The sequence below is a fragment of the Lysinibacillus sp. Ag94 genome (assembly GCF_023242215.1).
Classification (GTDB): Bacteria; Bacillota; Bacilli; order Bacillales_A; family Planococcaceae; genus Lysinibacillus.
Map to the genome: position 1 here is coordinate 2,810,870 of NZ_CP096780.1, position 22,789 is coordinate 2,833,658.

Annotated in this window: 24 protein-coding genes; 1 reads left to right on the top strand and 23 read right to left on the bottom strand. The window is 39.8% G+C overall.

From position 1 onward, the window contains the following. Window positions 1-13 precede the first annotated feature (13 nt). The 6 genes from MY533_RS12995 to MY533_RS13020 form a co-directional block, all read right to left on the bottom strand. On the bottom strand, window positions 14-955 hold the full coding sequence (locus MY533_RS12995) for a ring-cleaving dioxygenase (RefSeq protein ID WP_248716300.1): 942 nt from the start codon (window positions 953-955) through the stop codon (window positions 14-16). Between the two features lie 52 nt (window positions 956-1,007). Beyond that, window positions 1,008-1,451: a MarR family winged helix-turn-helix transcriptional regulator gene (locus MY533_RS13000; protein ID WP_132359942.1), complete on the bottom strand. Its 444-nt coding sequence runs from the start codon at window positions 1,449-1,451 to the stop codon at window positions 1,008-1,010. Between the two features lie 98 nt (window positions 1,452-1,549). Beyond that, window positions 1,550-2,170 carry a sporulation-specific diadenylate cyclase CdaS gene (gene cdaS / locus MY533_RS13005; protein WP_248716301.1) on the bottom strand — a complete coding sequence of 207 codons (621 nt, stop codon included), beginning with the start codon at window positions 2,168-2,170 and terminating at the stop codon, window positions 1,550-1,552. A gap of 503 nt (window positions 2,171-2,673) precedes the next feature. Continuing rightward, a complete protein-coding gene (locus tag MY533_RS13010) occupies window positions 2,674-2,904 on the bottom strand; it encodes an acyl-phosphate glycerol 3-phosphate acyltransferase (protein WP_248716302.1) in 231 nt (76 codons plus the stop codon). 234 nt (window positions 2,905-3,138) lie between these two features. Beyond that, window positions 3,139-3,708 carry a DUF6434 domain-containing protein gene (locus MY533_RS13015; RefSeq protein WP_248716303.1) on the bottom strand — a complete coding sequence of 190 codons (570 nt, stop codon included), beginning with the start codon at window positions 3,706-3,708 and terminating at the stop codon, window positions 3,139-3,141. Between the two features lie 292 nt (window positions 3,709-4,000). Further along, entirely contained in the window at window positions 4,001-5,431 is a 1,431-nt protein-coding gene (locus MY533_RS13020) for a DHA2 family efflux MFS transporter permease subunit (RefSeq protein WP_248716304.1), read from the bottom strand. 169 nt (window positions 5,432-5,600) lie between these two features. Here MY533_RS13020 and MY533_RS13025 point away from each other — a divergent pair, with 169 nt between their 5' ends. Continuing rightward, window positions 5,601-6,134 (top strand): TetR/AcrR family transcriptional regulator, encoded by a 534-nt coding sequence (locus MY533_RS13025; protein WP_132359952.1) that lies wholly within the window; start codon window positions 5,601-5,603, stop codon window positions 6,132-6,134. A 162-nt stretch (window positions 6,135-6,296) separates the two neighbouring features. On the opposite strand, the gene rnz is transcribed toward MY533_RS13025, so the two are convergent. From rnz to cobJ, 17 genes are all read right to left on the bottom strand, one after another. After that, entirely contained in the window at window positions 6,297-7,229 is a 933-nt protein-coding gene (rnz, locus tag MY533_RS13030) for a ribonuclease Z (RefSeq protein ID WP_248716305.1), read from the bottom strand. Window positions 7,230-7,328: 99 nt separating this feature from the next. Then, window positions 7,329-8,165 carry a class I SAM-dependent methyltransferase gene (locus MY533_RS13035; protein ID WP_248716306.1) on the bottom strand — a complete coding sequence of 279 codons (837 nt, stop codon included), beginning with the start codon at window positions 8,163-8,165 and terminating at the stop codon, window positions 7,329-7,331. Beyond that, window positions 8,162-9,661, bottom strand: coding sequence for a cobyric acid synthase (locus MY533_RS13040; protein ID WP_248716307.1), 1,500 nt, complete (start codon window positions 9,659-9,661; stop codon window positions 8,162-8,164). Before MY533_RS13040 ends, MY533_RS13035 begins: the two co-directional genes overlap by 4 nt. Before the next feature lie 270 nt (window positions 9,662-9,931). Beyond that, the gene (locus tag MY533_RS13045; RefSeq protein ID WP_142507080.1) at window positions 9,932-10,468 is read right to left on the bottom strand and encodes a cob(I)yrinic acid a,c-diamide adenosyltransferase; all 537 of its coding nucleotides are present in this window, start codon (window positions 10,466-10,468) and stop codon (window positions 9,932-9,934) included. A 14-nt stretch (window positions 10,469-10,482) separates the two neighbouring features. Continuing rightward, window positions 10,483-11,043 carry a nitroreductase family protein gene (locus MY533_RS13050; RefSeq protein ID WP_248716308.1) on the bottom strand — a complete coding sequence of 187 codons (561 nt, stop codon included), beginning with the start codon at window positions 11,041-11,043 and terminating at the stop codon, window positions 10,483-10,485. Window positions 11,044-11,082: 39 nt separating this feature from the next. Next, a complete protein-coding gene (gene cobA / locus MY533_RS13055) occupies window positions 11,083-11,850 on the bottom strand; it encodes a uroporphyrinogen-III C-methyltransferase (RefSeq protein WP_248716309.1) in 768 nt (255 codons plus the stop codon). Next, window positions 11,847-12,485 (bottom strand): precorrin-2 dehydrogenase/sirohydrochlorin ferrochelatase family protein, encoded by a 639-nt coding sequence (locus tag MY533_RS13060; RefSeq protein ID WP_248716310.1) that lies wholly within the window; start codon window positions 12,483-12,485, stop codon window positions 11,847-11,849. The genes cobA and MY533_RS13060 overlap by 4 nt, the downstream gene beginning before the upstream one ends. Continuing rightward, window positions 12,478-13,845, bottom strand: a complete 1,368-nt coding sequence (locus tag MY533_RS13065; protein ID WP_248716311.1) for a cobyrinic acid a,c-diamide synthase CobB — start codon at window positions 13,843-13,845, stop codon at window positions 12,478-12,480. The genes MY533_RS13060 and MY533_RS13065 overlap by 8 nt, the downstream gene beginning before the upstream one ends. Before the next feature lie 14 nt (window positions 13,846-13,859). Continuing rightward, entirely contained in the window at window positions 13,860-14,981 is a 1,122-nt protein-coding gene (locus MY533_RS13070) for a cobalt-precorrin 5A hydrolase (protein ID WP_248716312.1), read from the bottom strand. After that, the gene (cobM, locus tag MY533_RS13075; RefSeq protein ID WP_248716313.1) at window positions 14,974-15,759 is read right to left on the bottom strand and encodes a precorrin-4 C(11)-methyltransferase; all 786 of its coding nucleotides are present in this window, start codon (window positions 15,757-15,759) and stop codon (window positions 14,974-14,976) included. Before cobM ends, MY533_RS13070 begins: the two co-directional genes overlap by 8 nt. Then, window positions 15,759-16,466 carry a precorrin-2 C(20)-methyltransferase gene (gene cobI, locus MY533_RS13080; protein WP_132359974.1) on the bottom strand — a complete coding sequence of 236 codons (708 nt, stop codon included), beginning with the start codon at window positions 16,464-16,466 and terminating at the stop codon, window positions 15,759-15,761. Before cobI ends, cobM begins: the two co-directional genes overlap by 1 nt. After that, the gene (gene cbiE / locus MY533_RS13085; protein WP_248716314.1) at window positions 16,459-17,679 is read right to left on the bottom strand and encodes a precorrin-6y C5,15-methyltransferase (decarboxylating) subunit CbiE; all 1,221 of its coding nucleotides are present in this window, start codon (window positions 17,677-17,679) and stop codon (window positions 16,459-16,461) included. The genes cobI and cbiE overlap by 8 nt, the downstream gene beginning before the upstream one ends. Next, window positions 17,636-18,769, bottom strand: a complete 1,134-nt coding sequence (locus tag MY533_RS13090) for a cobalt-precorrin-5B (C(1))-methyltransferase (RefSeq protein WP_248716315.1) — start codon at window positions 18,767-18,769, stop codon at window positions 17,636-17,638. The genes cbiE and MY533_RS13090 overlap by 44 nt, the downstream gene beginning before the upstream one ends. Next, window positions 18,769-19,428: a precorrin-8X methylmutase gene (locus MY533_RS13095; protein WP_248716316.1), complete on the bottom strand. Its 660-nt coding sequence runs from the start codon at window positions 19,426-19,428 to the stop codon at window positions 18,769-18,771. The genes MY533_RS13090 and MY533_RS13095 overlap by 1 nt, the downstream gene beginning before the upstream one ends. Before the next feature lie 12 nt (window positions 19,429-19,440). After that, window positions 19,441-20,202: a precorrin-6A reductase gene (gene cobK, locus MY533_RS13100; protein ID WP_248716317.1), complete on the bottom strand. Its 762-nt coding sequence runs from the start codon at window positions 20,200-20,202 to the stop codon at window positions 19,441-19,443. After that, window positions 20,199-21,104 carry a sirohydrochlorin chelatase gene (locus MY533_RS13105; protein ID WP_248716318.1) on the bottom strand — a complete coding sequence of 302 codons (906 nt, stop codon included), beginning with the start codon at window positions 21,102-21,104 and terminating at the stop codon, window positions 20,199-20,201. The genes cobK and MY533_RS13105 overlap by 4 nt, the downstream gene beginning before the upstream one ends. A 14-nt stretch (window positions 21,105-21,118) precedes the next feature. Beyond that, window positions 21,119-22,789, bottom strand: a complete 1,671-nt coding sequence (gene cobJ / locus MY533_RS13110) for a precorrin-3B C(17)-methyltransferase (protein ID WP_248716319.1) — start codon at window positions 22,787-22,789, stop codon at window positions 21,119-21,121.

Consider the following 22,789-nt stretch of genomic DNA (forward strand, 5'->3'; position numbering starts at 1 on the left):
TGAATATCTCTCCTTAATCTAGCGGCTCTAAAATAGCTTCGATTTCTGCACGTCTTTCTTCTAAAAATGGTGGAAGATCAAGTTCTTTACCAAGATCCTCTATTGCCGAATCAACTGTAAATCCTGGGCCATCTGTTGCCATTTCAAATAAAATGCCATTACGATCTCTAAAATAAAGACTTTGGAAATAATAACGATCCACAATGCCAGTACTATCAAAGCCCTGCTCCTTAATTTTAAGATCCCACTGTTGCAATTCCTCCACTGTTCCAACACGTAGTGCAAGATGGTGAATACTACCACGTCCAGGTTTCTCACTTGGTCCTTCTAATTCTTGAACGACGATTTCTCCAAGCACTTCACCAGGAATCGATTGCAATACTGCTTCTTTTTCACTTTCTGTTACAACTGTGTAATTAAATAGCTCTTTTAATAAGCTTACTGTCCGTTGCAAGTAACGAACTGTCATTTCAACTGTACCCATCCCTAAAATACGATGTTCTGCAGGGATATCAGAGCCGTCCCATGGTTGCCAATGAGCTGGTGTTTCATGACCATGATTGTTTAACAGCACCATTCTTAACCCTTCATGATCCTCAAAAAACAATGCATCTTTACCTGCATAAGTTGTTATTTCACTATGCTCAATCTCTAACTGTTGAAAACGATTTTTCCAATATTGCAGACTGTCATAGCTTGGCACTAGTAATCCAATACGTGTAATGGCATTTGTTCCGCGCACTGTCCGACCTGCTACAGGCATTTCAAAAAATGTTAATTCTGTACCTGGTGCTCCAGTTAAGTCTCCATAAAACAAGTGATACATGGAAGGTGAATCTTGGTTTACTGATTTCTTTACACGACGTAAGCCGAGAAGTTTTGTGTAAAAATCATTATTACGTTTACCGTTTTTTGTTAGCATTGATATATGATGATGTCCACTTAATTTGTTCATGAATGTTTCCTCCTTGTTTTCGCTTGACTAAGCAAGTGATTGTGTAAAAAAATCACGCTGGTGGTAATTTTTTATCACGACTATGCTTCTCTATTTTCGACATTAGTGTATTTAAAGTTTTCAGTTCTTCTTCTGTTAATACTTCTTCAAAAAATGAAGATTGAAATTGTAGCTGACTTGGTGTTGCCATATCAATCATCTGCTCACCTTTTGCTGTTAGTGAGATTGTTTTAGTCTTCCAATTTTGCTTACGTTCAATAAGTCCATCTTTTTCAAGACGAGCAAGCATCCTAGACATACCACCTTGCGTCACTATCACTTTCTCAGCTAATTGGGATTGCGTTAACGGTGCATATGTCTTAATTTGGATGAGGACATCAAATTGTGCAGTCGTTAAACCAAAGCGCTTTAAAAACTCATTGGATAGCTGATTACTTTGATTTGTAAAGCGCATCATCCGAATCCACGTCACTGTTCCGAGCGTATGTTTTCGCATCGCTTTCTCCCCCTCTCATTTGTCACTTTACCACGCAAGTGATGTACAAGCAAGAAAAATATCTTGAATTCAAGATATTTTTTAGTGTGAAGCTCACACTATATAATGCCATGCGTCGTAATTGGATATAAGTTTCCTTTAAAGGCAAAGGAAATTCTCCCTGTTTCTTCAGACACTATCATGACAAGCGCATCACTTACTTCACTTAACCCTAATGCTGCTCGATGCCTTGTGCCTAATTTCTTTTCCCCCGTATATCTCTCTGACAGTGGCAGTACATTTGCTGCTGATTTAATTTGATTTTGGCTTATTAAAACGGCGCCATCATGAAGTGGATTTCCAGGAAAAAAAATAGATTCTAATAAGGAATGCGTTACTTCTGCACCAATATGAATACCAGGCTGTATAATAGACGCTACTGAATCCTCTCGTTCAATAACAATTAGTCCGCCGTGTCTTCTTTTAGACATATTTTGTACGCTATGCGAAAGCTCAGGATATTTTTCAGTAAACGGCGAAAGATAGCAATTCAAATAAAACGTAGCAGCCTTCATTTCAATCGTTACAAATTTCTCTTTTATTTTTTCAAAATTCCCAAGAAGACAGTTTGTATCCGTATCCATAGCTTCTACACTTTGCTGTAGTGAATGTATGACCTGCAAAAGCTCTTCCTTTAATGTTTGTTTCATTGGTGAAAAATCGCAATTTGTTGGATCCATAAAAAAACACCCCGCTTTTCAAATTTAACATGAAAAAACTTGTATTTTTAGTTTCTCTCTATGGAATTATTTTATTCGCCTTGAATTCAACATACACACTTACTTAATATAGGCTCTAACGCTGCTAACAGTATGGCTGTTTTCTTCCAAGTTAAAAAGCGTATTCAAATTGTAATTGACTAATCTTCTATAATCCTTATTTATATAGACAATGTATTTAAATCTATTTTTCCCCATTAGCACTACTTGGATTCTCTCATAAAATTGCAATTCCTTGCCCCAATTTTCTAGAGGATAATGAGCCACACTTTTTTCACAAATCATCGTAAGTTAAACGGTATTCTTATTTTTTCCCAAATAATTGTGGGGGCCATTTTCTAAATTGGAGGATTTAGAGTTTTGACTTCTACTATCAGCAATAACTTTAACAATTTGACAATCAAGACTTCAAAAAAACACGTGTATCCATTAGTTAAACTAAAGAATACACGTGTTGTTATTGCTTACATTTGTCCAGAACGAATTTTCTTGACGATACTAAATGTTGTGTAGGCAGCGGCCGGTGCAAGTACTATAATAAAAATAAGCCAAACCGTTAAGTTGTCCGTCGCTTTTAATGTGTCATAATTGGAGATAACAAACATAATTAGTCCAAATAATAATAAATAGCTCAGCACATTGGGAAAAATAACAATTAAACGCAATAGTGCTGGTGGCATCTTTTGCTGATTCATATTAAACCACTCCCCTTTAATCAATTATACAAAAATTAACTATTAATCGCATTATAATTCTTCTATATTCCAAATTTCCATTCTAACTATTACTAACTTCCAAAGGTAGAGACTACTTAATTATATGGTCTGTTTTCTTAAATTACCTACTAATAGAGAATGACGTATTGGTTTCGCTAATTTGCAAATAGCAAAAAAATGCTAATTCCACTAAAAATTATCTCAACTTAAAGACTAATTTTCAGGTATATATTTGTTACTTCCAGGGAGTTTCTTAATTTTATGCCAAGCTTCAATTGCTTCTGCACGACTTTTCCCTTTATTTTTTGAATCAGAGAAAAAGTCTCGAATGAATTGATTGTATTCAAACTGGGGTGGAATTTTTTTCTGGTGTGATGGGTCTTTTTTGCGTTTTTCTTCTTCATACCAAGCGTCCACAACATCACGATACGTTTTTCCAATATTGTTTTTAATGTAGTTTTGGATATAGGTAGAAAAATGAAATTTTGGAATTACCATCTTGAAAAATGCTCTCACATCTTGACTACACCGATGATTTTCCGTAATGACTGTATCAAGACTTAATTCACTGTTAGTTCGAGGTTTATTATTAGCTTTTGACTTTCTTTGTGGCTTTTTTATCTTTCCTGTCCGGAGAAAAGTTTCAATTCTATCAGAAATCTCAATCTTAGAGCCCGACGCGCTTATGCCATTATCTCTACAAAATGATTGCAATTCTTCTTTTAACCAATAAAAATCCATAAAATCTTGACTACTAATTTCTTTTGTAAGAATAGGTCTCATGCATAACACTCCTTATATGTACACATCCATATTATAGAACATTTGCTCGTAAATGTAAGCAAATTTTTATCAAAAAAAGCAACAAACTTTACGAATAAAAACATAGGGGCTGGGACAAAAGTTTTTTAGCTAAAGTAAAACCCGAACAAATTTACAAGACACTCATACGGTGTTTTGCCATTGTTCGGGTTTTCTAAATAGATTGCTTGATTTATTTGAAAGAATTCGGCTTTCGCAAAGAGCTAATAGTTATGTCCCAGCCTTTTAAAGTTGTTCTTTGCATGCTTAATCATTATGCTTGTTGTTTAAACTTATTTTTAGATGGCACAAATAGAGTTAACACAAATGCAATGATCGCTAAGATTGTCATGAAATAATAGGCATCACTTGAACCTAAAATTGAAGCAAGTGTACGAATACCTTCAGCCGTAGCATTTGGTGTTTCTACTAGCAATGTTTTCGCATGGTTTGTCGTTTGTGCTGTGAAAATTGTAATAACGACAGCAGATCCAATTGCGCCTGCAATTTGACGTAATGTATTATTCACTGCTGTACCATGTGTGACAAGTGTCTTCGGTAAGGCATTCAAACCAGCCGTATTCAATGGCATTGTGATAAAACTCAACCCTATACGTAGAAAAATAGTACGTATCATGATAAAGCTATAGGCTGTAGTTTCTGATAAATCCGTTACAACCCACATTGACGGAATAACAAAAATCAAACCGATAATAAATAACGGCTTTGCTCCAAAGCGGTCATACATTTTTCCTGTCACTGGAGACATAAAGGCATTTACAAGTGCACCCGGTAATAATAATAAACCGGCATCTAAAGCTGTAAACCCTCTTCCGTTTTGTAAATATATTGGTAATAAAATCATATCCGCATACATCATCATTGTAACAATAATGTTGATGATGGACGTGAGTGTAAATAATTTATTGTTAAAAACGGATAAGTTAAGAAGTGGATCAGATGATTTCATTTGACGAAGACAAAACATTGCCGTAGTCATTATCCCTACAAGTATAGTACTTATTACAACTTTATCATCCCAGCCATGGCTTCCTGCATTACTAAAACCATACAAAATAAGACCAAAGCCAATTGTAGATAAAATAACACTGATACCATCTAACTTTGCCTTTGAGGTTTCTGAAACATTCATTAAATATTTCATTGCCATAAATAAAATAATTACGACAAATGGAATGATGCCGATAAATAACCAACGCCAAGAATAATTATCTATTACAAAACCTGCTAATGTTGGTGCAATAGCTGGAGCGAAAATCATAGCAAGCCCAATTAACCCCATCATACTACCTCTTTTTTCAGGAGGGAAAATAAACATCACGATACTCATTAGTAATGGCATAATAATTCCTGCCCCTATTGCTTGAATCATACGACCTATTAGTAAAGTAGTGAAGTTCGGAGCTATTGCACAAAAAATAGAGCCAACTAATAAAAACAGCATTGAACTTATAAATAATTGGCGTGTTGAGAAGCGTTTCATTAAGTATGCTGTAATAGGGACTAGCACCCCGTTTACTAACATAAAACCAGTAGCTAACCACTGAACGGTTGTCGCAGAAACAGAAAATACGTCCATTAAATTACTTAATGCAACGTTTAACAGCGTTTGATTTAGTGTAGATAAAAAACACCCAAAAATTAAAACTGTTAATAGTACTTTTTTATTGATCGATTCCGACATGACATTCTTCCTCTTTCTACTTGTTTTATTAACACTATGTCAATAAAATAGATAATAACACGTTTATTTTTTGATTCCTATTTACAATTTTTTAAGAACTGTCAATTAAACAACAAAGTTAAAAATACTATTCATTAAATTTGTATTTAATAGATAAAGGAGAATTAAATTGACCACACACAAAAAGCAAGACCCACGAGCTATTCGCTCTAAACGGGTATTTAAAGAAGCTGTCGTAGATATATTAATTGAAAACCCAGATATTTCGAAACTTACAGTACAAAAAATAGCTCAACGTGCAGAGCTAAATCGAGCAACGTTTTATTTACATTTTATAGATATTAATGATTTATTAAAGCAAGTAGTTTACGATATGTTCGACGACTTGTTGTCGGAGATCTCTCCTTCTTTACAAATTGATAATTTAAATAATCAAGAACAATTAATTACATTTTTAGATTACTTTTATAAGCACAGAAAAATTTTAGCTGTTTTATTTGAGCACCCTGGTTTCATTAAAAAAATGCATAGGACATTAAAGGATTTGATTGTCATCCAACGTAAAAGTGAAGGAGCTAATACAACTCTATCAATGGATATTCTCGCATCCTCAATACTTGGCATTATCATGTGGTGGCTCAGAAACGGGGTTCACTTTAGCTCCGAATATATAGCCAGTCAAATTATCGAATTATATCGTTAATTATTCGTACTAAAAAATGGCTGAACTCAAAATATTGGGTGTATTTCGCTATGAAAACTTTTGTTGCTGGCGCTTCGCTTTCGCACAGAAAAACATTCGCTCAATAAAGATAAAAGTACCCTTTAAATGAAACGTCATCTAAAGGGTACTTTCAGTTTTTGCTTAAGTTAATATGTTGTTATTCCAAGAGAATACAGATTGATCGGATGTCAGGAAGGTTTGTGGGAAAACATCCTGTGCATCTGCTAAAAATTTTGGTAAATCATGTGGTAAAAAGCGGGCACTTAAATGGTTTAGCAATAAATAGTTCGCTCCTGCCTGTTGTGCCACCTTGGCCGCTTCGACATTTGTAGAGTGTCCGTAGTTCGCTGCTAAATCTGTCGTAGTATCATCAAAGGTCGCTTCATGAATCACAATATCTGCTCCATTAGCTAATGAAACAGCCTCTGGACAGTATTTAGTATCTCCTAAAATAGTAAGCGTAAAGCCTTTTTTAGATGGGGCAACAACATCTTTCGCATATACAACGGTGCCATCCGCTAGCTCAATATCTTGCCCTGCTTTTAATTGTCCTAACAAAGGACCTTTTGGCACACCAAGAGCCTGTGCTTTTTCCATTAAAAGTTCGCCAGGCAAATCCTTCTGCTCAATACGGTAGCCGTAGCATGGAACTACATGGCGTAATTCACTTGCACTTACTGTAAAATGTTCATCTTCATAAATAATACCTTCATGAACTTCCACAAATTGTAATGAATATGTTAAATGCGTCTTTGACAAGGCTAAAGTTTGCTCAATCCATTGCTGCAAACCTTGTGGGCCAAATATCGTTAATGGCTCATCCCCGCCTTGAAATGAACGAGAGCTTAAAAAGCCAGGTAATCCAAAAATATGGTCGCCATGTAAATGTGTAATAAATATTTTCGTTACTTTACGTGGCTTTAATGATGTATGCAAAATTTGATGTTGGGTCGCCTCCCCACAATCAAAAAGCCACATTTCCCCCACTTCATCCAAAAGCTTTACCATTAGGGCACTTGTATTTCGTTCCTTTGAAGGCATTCCTGCGCCTGTTCCTAAAAAATGTAGTTGCACATATGCCACCTCACTTCTATTTCTATATCGCTTTATTGTACCCTATCGCTTCCAATAAAAAAAACCTTTGGTCACTAGTTTTGTCCAAAGGTTTCATAATTATTTCGGCTCCCATGATACGAGTGCTGCATGAAAATCATGACGATAATAATAACGCCCGTTCTTTTCCTCCAGAAACGGCAAGATCGATTCTTCAACATGCTCTCTATTAAAAGTGTTATTTATTATTTTTTTACTTTGTGTTGTGATAAGCTGCTCATAGCTTTCATATTCATACACTCGTTCTAAAGGAATGATTGTGCAATCTGCATAAATATCCATTTCATAGAGCAAATTTAAAAATTCTATATAATCTCTTCGTGGAAATTTAATATCGTAGCCATACTTTTTGTATAAAATTTCATAGTGAGGTTGAATCGGCCCTGTCGTCATGCCAATAATTGCACGCTTTTTAGCTAGACGATTCATATGGTAAAGTGCTGATTTGATTTCATACATACGATAAAAGCAATTAACACCTATGACTATATCGTGCGCATCTATTTCATCTTCAGCAAGGTTTTCCCATTTTGCGTGAACATAGGAAACATGTTGCTTATCCTCCATGCAATTTTTTAAATAGCTAAGAATACTTTCTGAGCTATCTACACATGTTAGCTTTCGCACATGATCAGCTAGTGGAAACGTATAATTCCCCCAACCTGGACCAATTTCCAATACCGAGTCCTCAGATTGAACACTTTTTTTAATTTCTTGAAAAATTTTTGCAGCATAAGGATCCGTTTGTCCATTCTTTTTACGTGCGATTGACTGCGCCCAAAACTGCTCCTCTAATTGATCATTGACCATTCTTTCTGGCATTTGACCATGCCAGTCCTTCATACCTTCCTGCCATAACGCCTCATAATTAATAGCTAATGGTCCTTTTCTTGTCATACAGGTACCTCTATATCCATAATTTCGTATACTTTTTTCATATCGAGATTAGCACGCACATGCTTTGCAAGCATATTGTAAGCGTCCTCTCTACGTTCTGCGTCACTTTTCACATCACTTGCTAAAGCAGCGAGCCCCTTTTTCACGCGAATGTCATTGACAAGCTGTCGTGTAAAAGTGCGATTATGGAATAAACCGTGGAAATATGTTCCGATCACTTGCTCATCAGCACTTACTGCACCATCTTCTCGCCCATCTGCAAGCTGTAAAAATGGGGATGCTTCATCACGTAAAATTTTCGTACGTCCAAGATGAATTTCATAGCCAGTAAACGTATCCCGGCCTCTTGTTCCTGTCATCTGCACTGTTTTTTTATCACCAACAAAAACCGTTTCCATCGGTAATAATTCTAGACCTCGCGCTGAATCCCCATTACCTTCTACTGCATCTGGGTCCAATAATGTTTCACCGAGCATTTGGAAGCCGCCGCAAATGCCAATAATCTTTGTCCCCCGTGCGCGTAAATTTGCTATCGCATGATCGAAGCCTTGTTCCTTTAGCCACGCTAAATCATCGATTGTACTTTTTGTTCCAGGTAGTATAAGTAAGTCGGGCGTTCCAAGCTCCTTGACATTGCCGATTAAACGCACACCAACCTCTGGCTCATCAAAAAATGGATCAACATCCGTAAAATTTGAAATGCGCGGCAGTCGAATCATTGCCACATCTACGCCAAACTCCCCTTGCTTTGGCTTTTTAAAGCGTAATGAAGACAATGCTAGCGAGTCTTCAGCCTCAATATTGACATCTACATATGGTATAACGCCAAGGACAGGAATCCCCGTTTCACGTTCTACCCATTCAATGCCATCATCGAGTAATTCTCGTAGCCCTCTGAATTTATTTATAATCAGCCCTTTCACACGTGCACGTTCTGCATCGTCCAGTAATGCGAGTGTGCCAATTATCGATGCAAATACGCCACCTCGATCGATATCAGCCACTAGCACAACCGCGGCATCTGCTAGATGAGCCATGCGCATATTTGCTATATCACGGTCTTTCAAATTAATTTCTGCAGGGCTACCCGCACCTTCAAGGACAATGACATCATATGTATTTTGTAAAGTTCGTACTGATTTTTCAACGATCGGCATCGCTTCTTGTACGAATTGATTGCGATAGCTTTTGGCGTCCATATTTAAAAAATGCTTGCCATGAACAATTACTTCCGATACCATATCCTGCTTTGGTTTTAGCAATATAGGATTCATATCCGTAGTTGCGACAACTCGTGCTGCCTCTGCTTGTACACCCTGTGCCCGGCCAATTTCTCCGCCGTCTTGAGTTACGAACGAATTAAGAGCCATATTTTGTGATTTAAACGGTACTACCTTTAGCCCATCATCAGAGAAAATACGGCATAGCGCAGTACAAATCATACTTTTCCCTACATCAGATGCCGTTCCTTGAACCATGATAGATTTTGCTGGCATAGTCTTTTCCCTCCTTTTTTATAGTTGAAGCAGGGGAGAAGTCAGGGTCCTTGCGCGTGTGTTTTTCTTGCTTTCGTGTATATTCCCTCCAAAGCGAGAATATTCTGATACGTTCTGCGAGCATTTTCACAAACGTGCGAAGATCACCTTGATACACGGGGTTCAGCTTGCTTCCGGTATTCTCCCCCGTTCTGTGGGTATTTCCTCCGAAGCGCGAGTATTGCCACGTTCCACAGGTATTCTCACAAAAGTGAGAATCTCTAATTAGAATTAGAATTCTAGACCTTTTACAGCTGGAATGCCTTCATCATAATAATGCTTTGTCGCATCGATTGTTGATACTAAATCGGCCATTGCTATTAGCGCTGGATTCGCGCTACGTCCTGTTACGACTAAATGCATTGTAGATGGACGCTGCTGAATGGCTTCAATGACTTCGGCTAATGGGAGCACATCATCGATTGGAAATTTTGTTATAGCCAGCGCATTGTTGAGCTCGTCTAATACGAGTACATCGATACTGTCGTCTTGCAAGGCAGCCTTTGTTTTTTCCCATGCTTTTGCTAATGCAGCACGATGCTCGTCTGGTGTTTTTGTCCAAGTGAAGCCAATTCCCATTTGCTCCATTTCTACGCCAAGCTTACGAAGAGCAATTTGCTCTCCGTATGTACGCTCTGGTGATTTAATAAATTGCATATAGCGTACATTCAGGCCTCGACCAACTGCTCGCAATGTGACACCAAGAGAAGCAGTTGTTTTGCCTTTCCCTTCACCCGTGTACACTAAAAACAAGCCTTTTCTAGCCATTCTTCATGCCTCCCTTAAAGCCATGTTGTTTTTTCTTCAAATGACGTACGTTTCTTGTCTTTAAGCTCCTGTTCTTCTGGGTAGCCAATAAAGATCGTTCCTACTACCTTTTGTGATTCATCAGCGCCAATGAATGCATGCATACGTGGATCATGAACAAGCCCTACACCACGTGTACGCCATACAAAACCAAGCCCAAGCTCTTCTGCAGCAAGCCACATAGACATAATAGCACTACATACAGCAAAAACATTATCTGCTGTCGCATCAGCATCGTCCTCTACAATATCTGCTGTCACAACAATGGCCACAGGCGTTGTTTGAACAACCTTTAACGAACTTTCCACTAAATTTGGTTTTGTTGGGAATCGCTCTTGCAAATAGGCATTCGCCATTTCCTCGTAGCGTTTCATCGCATCGTCTTGAATAACATAAAAGTGCCAAGGCTCACGCATACGGTCATTTGGAGCATAAGTTGCGGCTTGTAAAATTTGCTCGATCTTCTCTTTTTCAACAGGCTGTGTCGTGTAATTGCGAATCGCACGACGATTTTTTAATGCCTCGATTACTGTCATGATGTAATTCCTCCTTATGCTTAAATACGTTTTACTCCTTTATGTAAAGGCTAGTCCCTGTTCCTCAAACCATTGAATTTTCTCGCGTACATTGACGACTTCGCCAACGACAATCATGGAAGGATTATGATAGCCTTCTCGTTCAATAATGCTAGCTATTTCATCAAGCTGACCTGTGATGGTACGCTGTTGCTCTGTTGTTCCCCATTCAATAACGGCGACTGGAGTAGTTGCCTTGCGACCATTTTCGATGAGCTTTCTAGAAATATAAGCAATATTACCAACACTCATATAAAAGGCAACTGTATCGATGCCTGTTGCAAGTGCGGGCCAATTTAAAAAGTCCTGTCCTTTTTCCTCACGACCATGACCTGTTACAAGCGCAAAACTTGTCGCAAAATCTCGGTGTGTTACAGGGATGCCCGCATATGCTGGGGCAGCAATTCCAGCTGTAATACCTGGAACAATTTCATAAGCAATACCATGATTTTTTAAAATTTCTGCTTCTTCTGCACCACGACCAAAAACAAATGGATCGCCACCTTTTAAACGTGTGACAATCTTGCCTTCATGCGCTTTTTCGACAAGTAATGTATGAATCTCATCTTGAATGAAATGATGCTTCCCAGGTAATTTACCACAGAACACAAGCTCGGCATCTTTTTTGGCAAACTCTAGTAATTTCGGGTTCACAAGACGGTCATATGCAATGACATCTGCCTTTTGAATACACTCGAGCCCGTACACTGTAATGAGCTTTGGATCTCCTGGTCCAGCTCCAACTAAATACACTATTCCGTCTTTCATTGCGCTTCTCCCATCAGTATTTGTTGTAAAAATGCTTCACGTCTCTCAATCTCTCCATTACGTGTCCATTCTAGTAGGCTCGGTTCAAGTAATGCTTGTAAGGCGGTGCGCCTTTGTGGGCCCTTGTCAAACTGAGCCGCAATCATTAAACGTGCCTGCTGTAAGAAGCATACATAGTCGTCATAAACCTCATCAAATTGCTCTTCGAGGTCAGCTTTTATTTTACGTGCTAATGCAGGACTAGCACCTGACGTTGAAACTGTTAACACTAAGGGACCACGGCGCACTGTTGCTGGCGTTATAAAATCGCTTTCAGCCTGTGCATCTGCGCGGTTGATGAGCTGCCAATGTTGTGCCGCTTCTTGTACAGCCTCATTTACTGACGTATCATTTGTAGCCGCAATGATGAGTGATGCATCATCTAAATCACGTGCTTCAAATTCTTTTTCACGCCACGTAATTTGCCCTAACTCGGCAAGAGGCAGTAATGATTCATCTAGAGTTGGACTAACAACGACAATATTAGCTTTAGCTGGAAGCAGTGAAGCTATCTTCTGTGTTGCTACGTGTCCCCCTCCAACAATTACTACAGTTTTATATTCAATATTGATGTGAATAGGAAAATAATTAGTCATGATTTTTCACCTTCTTACAAGCTGTTAACCAATTGTCAACAAGCTTTGGGTTAGATACGAAATGAAAATGCGTATAGCCAGCTACTAAATTTCCAGCTTGGTAGCCCTCTTGTTTGTTACCAAAACGGCCCTTCGTTTCATAGGCCGGCGTATTATGCGAGCCACTATATTTTGAATAGTGGAATTCATGCCCCTTTGCTTCTTCATCCGACCCAATTAAAAAATTATTTGGTGTGCCAAAAATTTCACGGTAGCCGAGAGCCGCTAGCTTCGCTTGCATCGCTACTTCTCCTGGAATAACACCAACCATATCATAACGGTCACCATTGCTATTCGTAATAGCCTCCGTCAAATACATGAAGCCACCACACTCAGCTAATGTTGGTAGACCTTTGGCAACTGCTTCACGAATAGACTTTTTGGCAACTGAATTGTCCGCCAAAATCTTTGCAAATTCCTCTGGGAAGCCTCCACCGATATACAATCCGTCTGCTTCAGCTGGAACAGGCTCATTTGCAAGTGGGGAGAAAAATTGCAGCTCAGCTCCTTTTGCACGTAGTAGATCCAAATTCTCTTTATAATAGAAGTTAAAAGCTGCATCCTTTGCTACGGCAATGCAAATATTTTGCGAAGGTTGTTCATTAAAAATTTGCCCTGATTCTTGTAGAACAGGAGCCTTTGTTAATGCAAGCAATTGATCTAAATCAATGGTCTCAGCCATTAGAGCGCCTAGCTTATCAAAAAATGTATCTAGTTCCCCTCGTTCGATGGCAGGGACTAGTCCTAAATGACGACTAGGAATATCAATCCCTTCCTCACGCTTTAAATAGCCGATGACAGGAATACCACATTCCTGCTCAATAGCAGCCTTCGCTATTTCATAATGACCGACACTTCCGACTTGGTTAGCAATGACACCAACGATATTCGGTTGATCCGACAACAATTGAAAGCCTTTCACAACTGCCGCTACACTTCGTGCCATACTTGCACAATTGACAATTAAAATAACGGGGCTCTCAGTGACAACACTAATGTCTGCTGCAGAGCCAGCATTCGATAGCGGACTTTTGCCATCATAAAAGCCCATAACTCCTTCAATAATGGAAACATCAGCATCTTTACTTGCACGTGCGACAATATCTCGCACTGCTTCATGCGAAAACATCCAACTATCGATATTACGTGATGCACGTCCTGTAACAGCAGTATGATAAGTAGGGTCAATATAATCGGGACCACATTTAAAGCCTTGCACAATTTTGCCCTTTTCTTGTAACGCTTTCATTAGTCCAATGGTAAAGGTTGTTTTACCAACTCCACTACCAGTACCAGCAAGTACAAAGCGATTCGTTTGCATAGGCTTCCTCCTCCTTAAAATGTTAATCTAGCAACAGAGATTGTAGCATTGCCCGATTTTTTCTTTTCTAATACAAGTGACTCCACCTGCGCATAACGCATTGCTGCAGGCTCACTCACCCCGTATGCTCCTGTATATTTAAAAACGGTTTCTGATGGTGAAGGGAAATCAATTTCATTTAATTCCGCCGGTGAATATGTTACAAATTCCCAATCGTATTTCTTTGTTATTTCTAAGAAACATTGCTCATCCTTCTTTAAATCAATCGTGCATAGCGCTTTCACACTTTTTTTCGAAAGCTTCAGCTCTGCAAGGGTTTCATCAATGACTTGCTCAATTTCTTCCACTGCTGTCCCACGATTACAGCCCATGCCAAGCACCACCGATTTTGGTCGATAAATAACACCATTTTCTAGAAGCACTTCTTCTTTTGGGTCAATGATGCGGTCAGTAATGAGCAATGTCGCATGTGGTTTCGCTTCAATCGCATCATATGTTGACGGATAAATTTTTATTTGCTCTGGCATCGTTGTGTCACGCATCCACCAGTCACGTTCTCCCGTTTCCTGAACGATTGCAACGTGCTCCTCATTGACAACAGAGGCACTGACAGGTGTCAGTTTATCGGCACTATCCCAAACCCAGCCAAAACGAGCACCAAATAAATCAACCGGAATGGTCTTTTGCACATCTGAGGCTGTTGTAATAATAGGATTTGCTCCAAGTGCTGCAGCTACTTCATGTGTCAGCTCATTGGCGCCACCTAAATGTCCCGATAACACACTAATCACGTTTTCACCACGGTCGTCAATGACGACAACACCTGGATCAGTCTTTTTATCCTTTAAAATCGGTGCTATCATGCGTACAACTGCACCGAGTGAGATGATTAAAATTAAGCCTTTATATTGCTTAAAAAGAGTTGGCAGCAGTAAACGCACAGTACCAGTAAACATCTGAATATGCTTTTCTTCTTCATCGCCCTGCTCAAATTTACTCATGTAATATAAGTCGCTCGCAGCAAAAGTATGCTGCAAGCGACGTCCGATTTGAACACCGTGCTTTGTAATGGCGACAACTGCATAAGGATTTCGTTGGTCAACTTCTGGCAATACGCCCTCTTGTAACTCAATCACTTGTTTTCACACCTTTTCTAAAGCCATGTGTAAAGGAAGCATCATATAATTTGGAGCGATATTGATCTTTATCATGAATAGTCGGATCTAAGGCCCAGCCAGCTAAAATCATCGCATGCTTACGAATACCGTTCACACGCATCGCTTCATCCAGTTCAATTAATGTTGTACGGACGATTTTTTGATCTGGCCAAGAAGCTCGTTGAATAACAGCTACTGGTGTATCATCGGTCCAGCCAGCATTTTGTAATTCTTTTACTATTTTCTTTGTTAGCGTTGCGCTCAGGAATAAGGCAATTGTACAGTGATGACTCGCTAAATCGCGTAGCTTCTCAAATTCTGGAACAGGTGTACGTCCTTCGGCACGCGTTAAAATAAGTGTTTGTGTTAAATCAGGAATGGTTAATTCTGCCCCGATTGCCGCTGCTGAAGCGAAGACAGAGCTAACACCAGGAATAACCTCGTAGCCAATGCCTTCCTTTTTTAATAGAGCAACTTGCTCCATGATTGCTCCATACATCGCAGGGTCTCCTGTATGCATACGAGCTACAACTTTACCTGCATTAACGCGATCTACCATGACCGCTACCATTTCCTCTAAATGCATACCTGCTGTGCGAATAACCTCTGCATCTGGTCTTGCCTTTGCAATTAGGTCCTCATTCACTAATGAATCTGTATACATGACAACGTCTGCTGTTTGTAGCATATGTAAGCCTTTTACTGTAATTAAATCTGGATCACCAGGACCAGCGCCGACAATATATATTTTTTTCATTATTTACGCACCACCATTAACGTTAAATATTCTAAATCGACACCATCTAGCTCCCGTACATCCCAAATGATTTCCTCGTCAGATGTTACCTTTGTTACGACCGATGCCTTATCAAGTAAATCTAAATCGCGAAGCACCTCAAGCATTAAATCAATAACTTTCGCTACTTTTATAAACACCACTGCATCGTGACTTTCAATCGCTTCACGCATGGCATCATAGTCATCATGGGCAGGGACAATGGCAACACGGTCATCGCCATCTGCTAATGCAATCCCAAGTCGTGATGCTGAACCATTGAACGAAGAAATTCCAGGAACTGTTCGGATTTCAACATCAGGGTGCATGTCCTGCATAAGCTTCATCATATGGATGAACGTACTATATAATAATGGGTCACCTTCTGTTACGAATGCGACGTCCTTACCTTCTTTTAATTTCTCATAGACAAGTTCCACTGATTTCGTCCATTCGCGTTCTAATACAGCCTCATCCTTTGTCATTGGAAATACTAGGCCAAGCATATCTTTTTCTTCCGGGTTAATGTAGACATCTACGATACGATGTGCGTAGCTTTTACTACCCTTTAGTTTTTTCGGATAGGCAATAACAGGAGATTCTTGAATAACACGGAATGCCTTAACTGTAATTAACTCTGGATCGCCAGGACCTACGCCCAAGCCATATAAAATACCAAGATTACTCATGATTTTCTTCCTTTCGATATGCAGAAATAATGTAAATAGGATTTAATGGGACAAAACGTGTCATATCTAATATTGGTTTACTGCGCGCAAGCTGTGCTTGCAATATGTCTACAGCAAAGCCACAAGACTTAAACGCTTCGACTGCTTTATATAAATTTTCAATTGTTGCAGCATTCAAGACAATACGACCTTTTGGCTTTAAGCGTGTACAGCACAATTGTAATAACTCCACCATTTCTCCTCCAGTGCCGCCAATAAAAACCGCATCCGGATCAGGGAAATTTTCAAGTCCTGCTGGCGCTTTACTATGAATAGCTGTCATATCTACACGGAACTTTTGCTGATTTTGCAGACAATTTTCTAAATCGGGAGCATTTTTCTCCACGGCAAATATTTGACCTTCTGGCGCAAGCTTGCCGGCCTCAATGGCCATCGAACCCGTACATGTGCCAACATCCCAAACGACGCTATCCTTTTGTAGCTGCATCGCTTGTAAACTTAAGACACGAATTTCTTTTTTCGTAATCAGCCCTTTGTCTGGCTTACGCTGTGAGAATTCTGCATCATCAATACCAAGTACATAGTGTTTCGGTACTGAAGTTTGCTGTAAAATGACAACATTTAACGGAGAAAAATCAGTCACTTCTAATTCATCAAGCGAATACCAGCCGAATTTTTCGTTTGTGCCCTGCAAATTTTCTGCCACAAACGCACGGTATTCTGTCATGCCAAAATGCTTTAAATAACGTGCCAACTCATTCGGATTATTCTCTGCATCTGTTAGCAACGCCACTTTCTTTTTACCATCAATGCGTTGTGCTAAGCCTTTCATGGAACGCCCATGAATACTTGTAACATAAGCATCCTGCCAGCTTTCCCCCATCTTTGAAAAAGCAAGCTGCACAGAGCTCATATATGGATACACGTCAATGTCTAGCTTTTTCGCTAAATAACCACCGATTCCGTAAAATAATGGATCACCTGACGCTAAAATAACTGTAGTTCTTGTTTCTGCAGATAATCTTTCGACAAGCGCCGAAAGACCACCTTTTATTAACATTTTTTCACCCGTGAAATTCGGGAAAAATTCTAGGACACGCTCCCCACCAACAAGTACCTCACAGTCTTCAATCCACTGTACATATTGCGGTAGTAAGCTTTCTTGCCCGTTATCCCCGATCCCAATCAATTTCATCGATCGATGCAATGTCATCAGCCCTTCCTAATAATTGTCCCTGCATCGAATAAATCGATGTGGATAGCGTTAATCCGCCTTTAATATGATGTAATGAAGAATAACAGCAAGCTTCACATAAGTGGTGGAAGAATGCATCATAGCCCTTTTCTGCCATAATTTCTCCAACCTGGGAAGCAGTGTTTGCCTCTCGTACGTTCGTAATAGTTTCTTCATCTGCACCTATATCCACTGCTAATTGTGCTAAAAAGTTAAAATCAATAGGAGCACTTTTCGAGTGCACCATCATGACACCTTGTGCCACCTTTGAAAATTTCCCCATCATCCCAACAAGCGATACTTGCTCCATACCAAGTCGTTTACAATGCTTTAATGTAAAGCCTACAAAATCGCCCATTTCTATAAACGCTTCCTCTGGTAAATGCGGGTACTGTGCCATCGCATACTTTTCACTACGTCCACCAGTCGTGACGACTAAATGCTTACAACCAGCCTCTTTTGCAACACTAATTGCTTGGACAATGCTGGCCATATAGGCAGAACTCGAAAAAGGCACGACGGTTCCCCTTGTGCCTAAAATAGAGATGCCTCCTATAATACCAAGTCGCCCATTTAACGTTTTTTTCGCAATTTCCTCCCCCTCAGGGACGGAAATAACTACGTTAACGCCTCGTTTAATTTGAAATTCATCAAGTACACCTTGTACAGTACTATGAATCATCTTCCGTGGTACAGGATTGATAGCTGCTTCTCCAACAGGTACTGGTAAGCCGGGCTTTGTTACACGCCCGACACCAACTCCACCGTCCAGATGAATGCCTGGTATATCTGACCAGCTTACTGTGCCAACAATGAGTGCTTTATGTGTTGCATCCGGATCATCACCAGCATCTTTAATCGTTTCACAGCTAACAGCGTCATGCTGAAATGTACATTTTTCTATCGTAAAGGTTGCATCTCGTCCAATTGGCAAATGAATCGTACTCGTTTCTTGCTCTTCATTTGTAATTAAGGCGAGTAAAGCGGCCTTCGTTACTGCAGTTGCACAGGACCCCGTTGTATAACCGTGACGCATGTCTTTAGGATCCTTTTTAGGCTTCCGCTCCATTATTTTTTCGCCTGTTCATCCGCTAAAAGTGAGACAGCATTCAATGCGGCAACCGTCACTGTACTACCGCCTTTACGACCAACATTTGTAATATACGGAATACCTTCTAGTTTTAATAACTCTTCCTTCGATTCAGCAGCTGATACGAAGCCAACTGGCATACCGATAATTAAATCTGGTTTCGCTAAGCCTTCTTTAATTAAACGAATTAATTCTAGCAATGCTGTTGGGGCATTCCCAATTGCATAAATACCACCTTCGTGTAATTTAGCTGCCTTTTGCATAGAAATAATTGCACGTGTTGTGTTTTGTTTTTTCGCCTCAATTGATACGTCTTCATCAGCGATATAACAGTGTAAATCGCCACCATGCTTTTGGAAGCGTTTTTTCCCTGAACCACTTTCAATCATTTGCACATCTGCAATAACATGGCGGCCAGCAAGGATTGATTGAATACCAGCCTCAATTGCTCCCGGTGTAATAATTACGCTACGCCCTAATTCAAAGTCTGCAGAAGCATGAATGATGCGACGTACAACTTTCCACTCATCCTCTGAAAAATTATGCTCGCCCATTTCCTCTGCAATAATAGAGAAACTGTAATCGTAAATTTTATCTGGGTCTACTGTTAATGGTTTGAAATCTGTTTTAAAGTCCATTTGGATTGCCTCCTAAAGTGTGTTTTGTACAGCTTGAAGTATGTCTTCAAATGTAGAATATTGCTGTCCGTATTTTATATTTGGTCTTGCAATTAAAATCGTTTCGATGCCACATGCAAGGGCTGCCTCTAGCTTTTCATCCACCGAGCCAACCTTGCCGCTTTCTTTCGTAATCATCAACGTCACATCATATTGACGAAAAAGTGCTTCATTTAATTCCTTTGAAAAAGGGCCCTGTATGGCAACAATATCTCTTTGCGCCACACCAAGTGCTTCGCATTTTTCCATATTATCGAGTCGAGGAAGCATACGCGCAATTACTCGTGTATTTTCTAAACCATGTAATACCTTTGTAAAGGTTGCTAGTGTTTTACTGCCCGTCGTTAGCATAATGACACCACGTTTTTTTGCTGCTAACTGGGCAGCCTCGTCGTAATCTTTCACAATCGTAATTAACGGATGTGCATATTGCTCATGAGCACGCTCATAGCGAATATACGGAACATTTGCTTGCTCAGCTGCCACCATAGCATTTTTTGAAGCTTCTTCAGCAAATGGATGAGAGGCATCTACCACTAAACGGTATCCTCGCTCTGTAATAATCGTTGCCATTTCATCCGCCGTTAAACGACCGACTAAATAAGGAAGGCCTACTTCAGCAAGGCTAGAAGCAGCTGATTCAGTAACGACCGTTGCTGTTACAGCATAACCCGCTGACTGGATTTCAAGTGCTAGATTTCTAGCATCGCTCGTCCCTGCTAACATGAAAATCATTTCACTGGCTCCTCTTCATGGTGGTGATGATGATCATGGTCGTGATGATCATGTTCATGATCGTGGTCATGATGGTGATGATGATGATGCGTATGTCCATGTACTGCTGCATAAGCACGATAATTTTCTAAATCTTGCATACCTGTTGACGTGCCATTTACAGCTTGCTCAATACGTTCTAATAGTACATTTTGTAAACGCTCATGATAGCCAAAATAGTTAGCAATTTGAATAGCACAGTCCGGATATTTTTCATTAAATTGCTTACACATACCGTTCATACGTTCCATTAGAATACCTGTGAATAAAAAATACGGTAGCATAATAATTTTTTTAGCACCGAGCTTCACACAACGCTCAATTCCTTCTTCAACACGCGGATCAGTGACACCCATAAAGGCACTTTCTACATACTTAACCGGGAGTTTTTCCCATAACAAGCGTGTAATTTTATAAAAATCACCATTTGCAGCAGGATCACTGCCACCACGTGCAATTAATAAAATAGCAGTATCTTCATGTTGTTCTTCAGCATTGAAGCCGATTTCAGCTAAACGGTCTTCTAATATAGCAAATATTTCTTCATGGATACCGATTGTTTGACCATATGTGAACGTTATATTTGGATAATGCTCACGTGCATGTTCGATTTCTGCTGGAATATGTAGTTTTGAATGTCCAGCATGAAGAAGAATAATCGGAATAACATGCACCTCTGTTGCACCCTTCTTCACACAGTTCGTAATACCTTCCTCAATATTCGGCGAAGCGAACTCTAAAAAACATGTTTCAACTAAAAAACGTTCATCAATACGAGGTGTCATTTGCTCGATAAACGCGCATACCTCTTCATTTCCTGCTTCTAAACGGCTCCCGTGGCCGACAAATAAAATTGCTTTCATTTCATTACCCCTCACTAGTCGCCGCATGGAGCTGGCTCTACTTTTATTTTTGAAGACATATCCTGATACGTAAAATGTAGGATCTTTTTCACACGCTTGAAGTATTTAAACAGACGTTCATTTGGATGCGCATTTGCTTTATATTCATCGATAATATCGGTGATAAGTGGTATGAGCTGTTCAGGCTCTAACCCTTCAACAACAGGCTGGGCCGCATGTGCTGTACGACCAACCGGCTTAGCTCCAATAAAAACATCAAATTTACTTTTACGATAAACAATGCCAATATCATCAAATACTGCTCGATAACACGCCATACCACAGCCATTAAAACCAATATTTAATGTTTTCGGTAACGCCATACCCCCAAGCTTTTCTTGAATCTCTTCCGCATATGGAATCGAATCGAACTTTTCGCCATAACAGAAGTCACAAGCCTTTAACGAAAGTACGTCACCAAGTGGTGCAAGTAAAAAGCCAACTTCACGGAGCTTTGTTGTAATTTCTTCAGGCTCAGACGTTGGAATTTTCAAATGAATTTGATGGTCTGGTGTATACTCCATCGTCCCTTCCTCACCAACTACTTCAGCTAATGTCATCATTTGTTGCGGCGTAAAGAACTTATTGGCTACCCCAGGACTAACCGCTAATTCAAAAACAGATTCGATTTTTTGTTGAACGAGCTTGGGTGTTACTTTCACAGCGCTCGTACCCTTCACCAAAGCAAGAGCTGCTGTTGCCATTTCAAGTGACGATTTTTTAGGCTTTAGTTCCGGTCTAATAGCTAAACTGGGCTTAATACGATTGGTATTAGGATCTGTTGCAAAATCATTACGCGCTGTTCCAGTTTCTTGATTCATCGCCCATGGTTCATTTTCTTCCTTGAGTCGTTGATGTGGTCGTAACGGTTGTTTTTCATCACCAAGTGTATATTTCCGCTGATAGCCACGTGGCGTAATCATCTTATTGTCGTAGAAGAATGTTGTTGAATTCCCAATAATAACTGTCGTTAACATGCCGATATCATGTTCAAGCATTTCTGCTAAAGTCGTCATCGTAATTTCTTGACGGTCGCGATATGCGCTTTTCACAAGGCCAACCGGTGTATCTGGCGAACGATATTCTAATAAAATTCGTTGCGCCTCTACGATTTGTCTCGTACGACGTCCACTTTTTGGATTATAAAGCGCAATAACAAAATCCGCCATCGCTGCCGCTTCTACTCTTTTTGCAATTAAATTCCAAGGTGTTAAATGGTCACTTAAACTAATGGTACAGGCGTCATGCATAATTGGAGCACCTAGTAAACTCGCACACGAATTAATAGCTGAAATACCTGGAACAATTTCTACCTCGATACCAGTGGCTTCTGTCCAGCCTAGCTCGATTAATACCTCATACACTAATCCTGCCATTCCATATACGCCGGCATCTCCACTGGAAATGACCGATACGATACTTCCAGCCTCTGCTTGACGTACCGCTTCCTGTGCACGTGAAACTTCCTCCGTCATACCAGTACTAATAATCGACTTTGCACTAACTAAATCCTGAATAAGTTCAACATACGTTTTATACCCAATGATCATATGACTTTGTTGCAGTGCCTCTACAGCACGAGTCGTAATATGTTTAAAGTCTCCAGGGCCAAAGCCAACTACGAAAATCTTACCTTTTTGCGCCAT

Coding starts and splice junctions, on each gene's coding strand:
- cobJ (WP_248716319.1), bottom strand. CDS start 22,789: ATGGCGCAAAAAGGTAAGATTTTCGTAGTTGGCTTTGGCCCTGGAGAC.
- MY533_RS13040 (WP_248716307.1), bottom strand. CDS start 9,661: ATGCCAGCAAAATCTATCATGGTTCAAGGAACGGCATCTGATGTAGGG.
- MY533_RS13010 (WP_248716302.1), bottom strand. CDS start 2,904: ATGAATCAGCAAAAGATGCCACCAGCACTATTGCGTTTAATTGTTATT.
- cdaS (WP_248716301.1), bottom strand. CDS start 2,170: ATGGATCCAACAAATTGCGATTTTTCACCAATGAAACAAACATTAAAG.
- cbiE (WP_248716314.1), bottom strand. CDS start 17,679: ATGACATTGCATCGATCGATGAAATTGATTGGGATCGGGGATAACGGG.
- cobM (WP_248716313.1), bottom strand. CDS start 15,759: ATGAAAAAAATATATATTGTCGGCGCTGGTCCTGGTGATCCAGATTTA.
- MY533_RS13060 (WP_248716310.1), bottom strand. CDS start 12,485: ATGACTAATTATTTTCCTATTCACATCAATATTGAATATAAAACTGTA.
- MY533_RS13095 (WP_248716316.1), bottom strand. CDS start 19,428: ATGGACTTTAAAACAGATTTCAAACCATTAACAGTAGACCCAGATAAA.
- cobI (WP_132359974.1), bottom strand. CDS start 16,466: ATGAGTAATCTTGGTATTTTATATGGCTTGGGCGTAGGTCCTGGCGAT.
- MY533_RS13020 (WP_248716304.1), bottom strand. CDS start 5,431: ATGTCGGAATCGATCAATAAAAAAGTACTATTAACAGTTTTAATTTTT.
- MY533_RS13050 (WP_248716308.1), bottom strand. CDS start 11,043: ATGACAGTAATCGAGGCATTAAAAAATCGTCGTGCGATTCGCAATTAC.
- MY533_RS13090 (WP_248716315.1), bottom strand. CDS start 18,769: ATGGAGCGGAAGCCTAAAAAGGATCCTAAAGACATGCGTCACGGTTAT.
- MY533_RS13035 (WP_248716306.1), bottom strand. CDS start 8,165: ATGACAAGAAAAGGACCATTAGCTATTAATTATGAGGCGTTATGGCAG.
- cobA (WP_248716309.1), bottom strand. CDS start 11,850: ATGAAAGACGGAATAGTGTATTTAGTTGGAGCTGGACCAGGAGATCCA.
- MY533_RS13015 (WP_248716303.1), bottom strand. CDS start 3,708: ATGAGACCTATTCTTACAAAAGAAATTAGTAGTCAAGATTTTATGGAT.
- cobK (WP_248716317.1), bottom strand. CDS start 20,202: ATGATTTTCATGTTAGCAGGGACGAGCGATGCTAGAAATCTAGCACTT.
- MY533_RS13000 (WP_132359942.1), bottom strand. CDS start 1,451: ATGCGAAAACATACGCTCGGAACAGTGACGTGGATTCGGATGATGCGC.
- MY533_RS13105 (WP_248716318.1), bottom strand. CDS start 21,104: ATGAAAGCAATTTTATTTGTCGGCCACGGGAGCCGTTTAGAAGCAGGA.
- MY533_RS13065 (WP_248716311.1), bottom strand. CDS start 13,845: ATGCAAACGAATCGCTTTGTACTTGCTGGTACTGGTAGTGGAGTTGGT.
- MY533_RS12995 (WP_248716300.1), bottom strand. CDS start 955: ATGAACAAATTAAGTGGACATCATCATATATCAATGCTAACAAAAAAC.
- MY533_RS13045 (WP_142507080.1), bottom strand. CDS start 10,468: ATGGCTAGAAAAGGCTTGTTTTTAGTGTACACGGGTGAAGGGAAAGGC.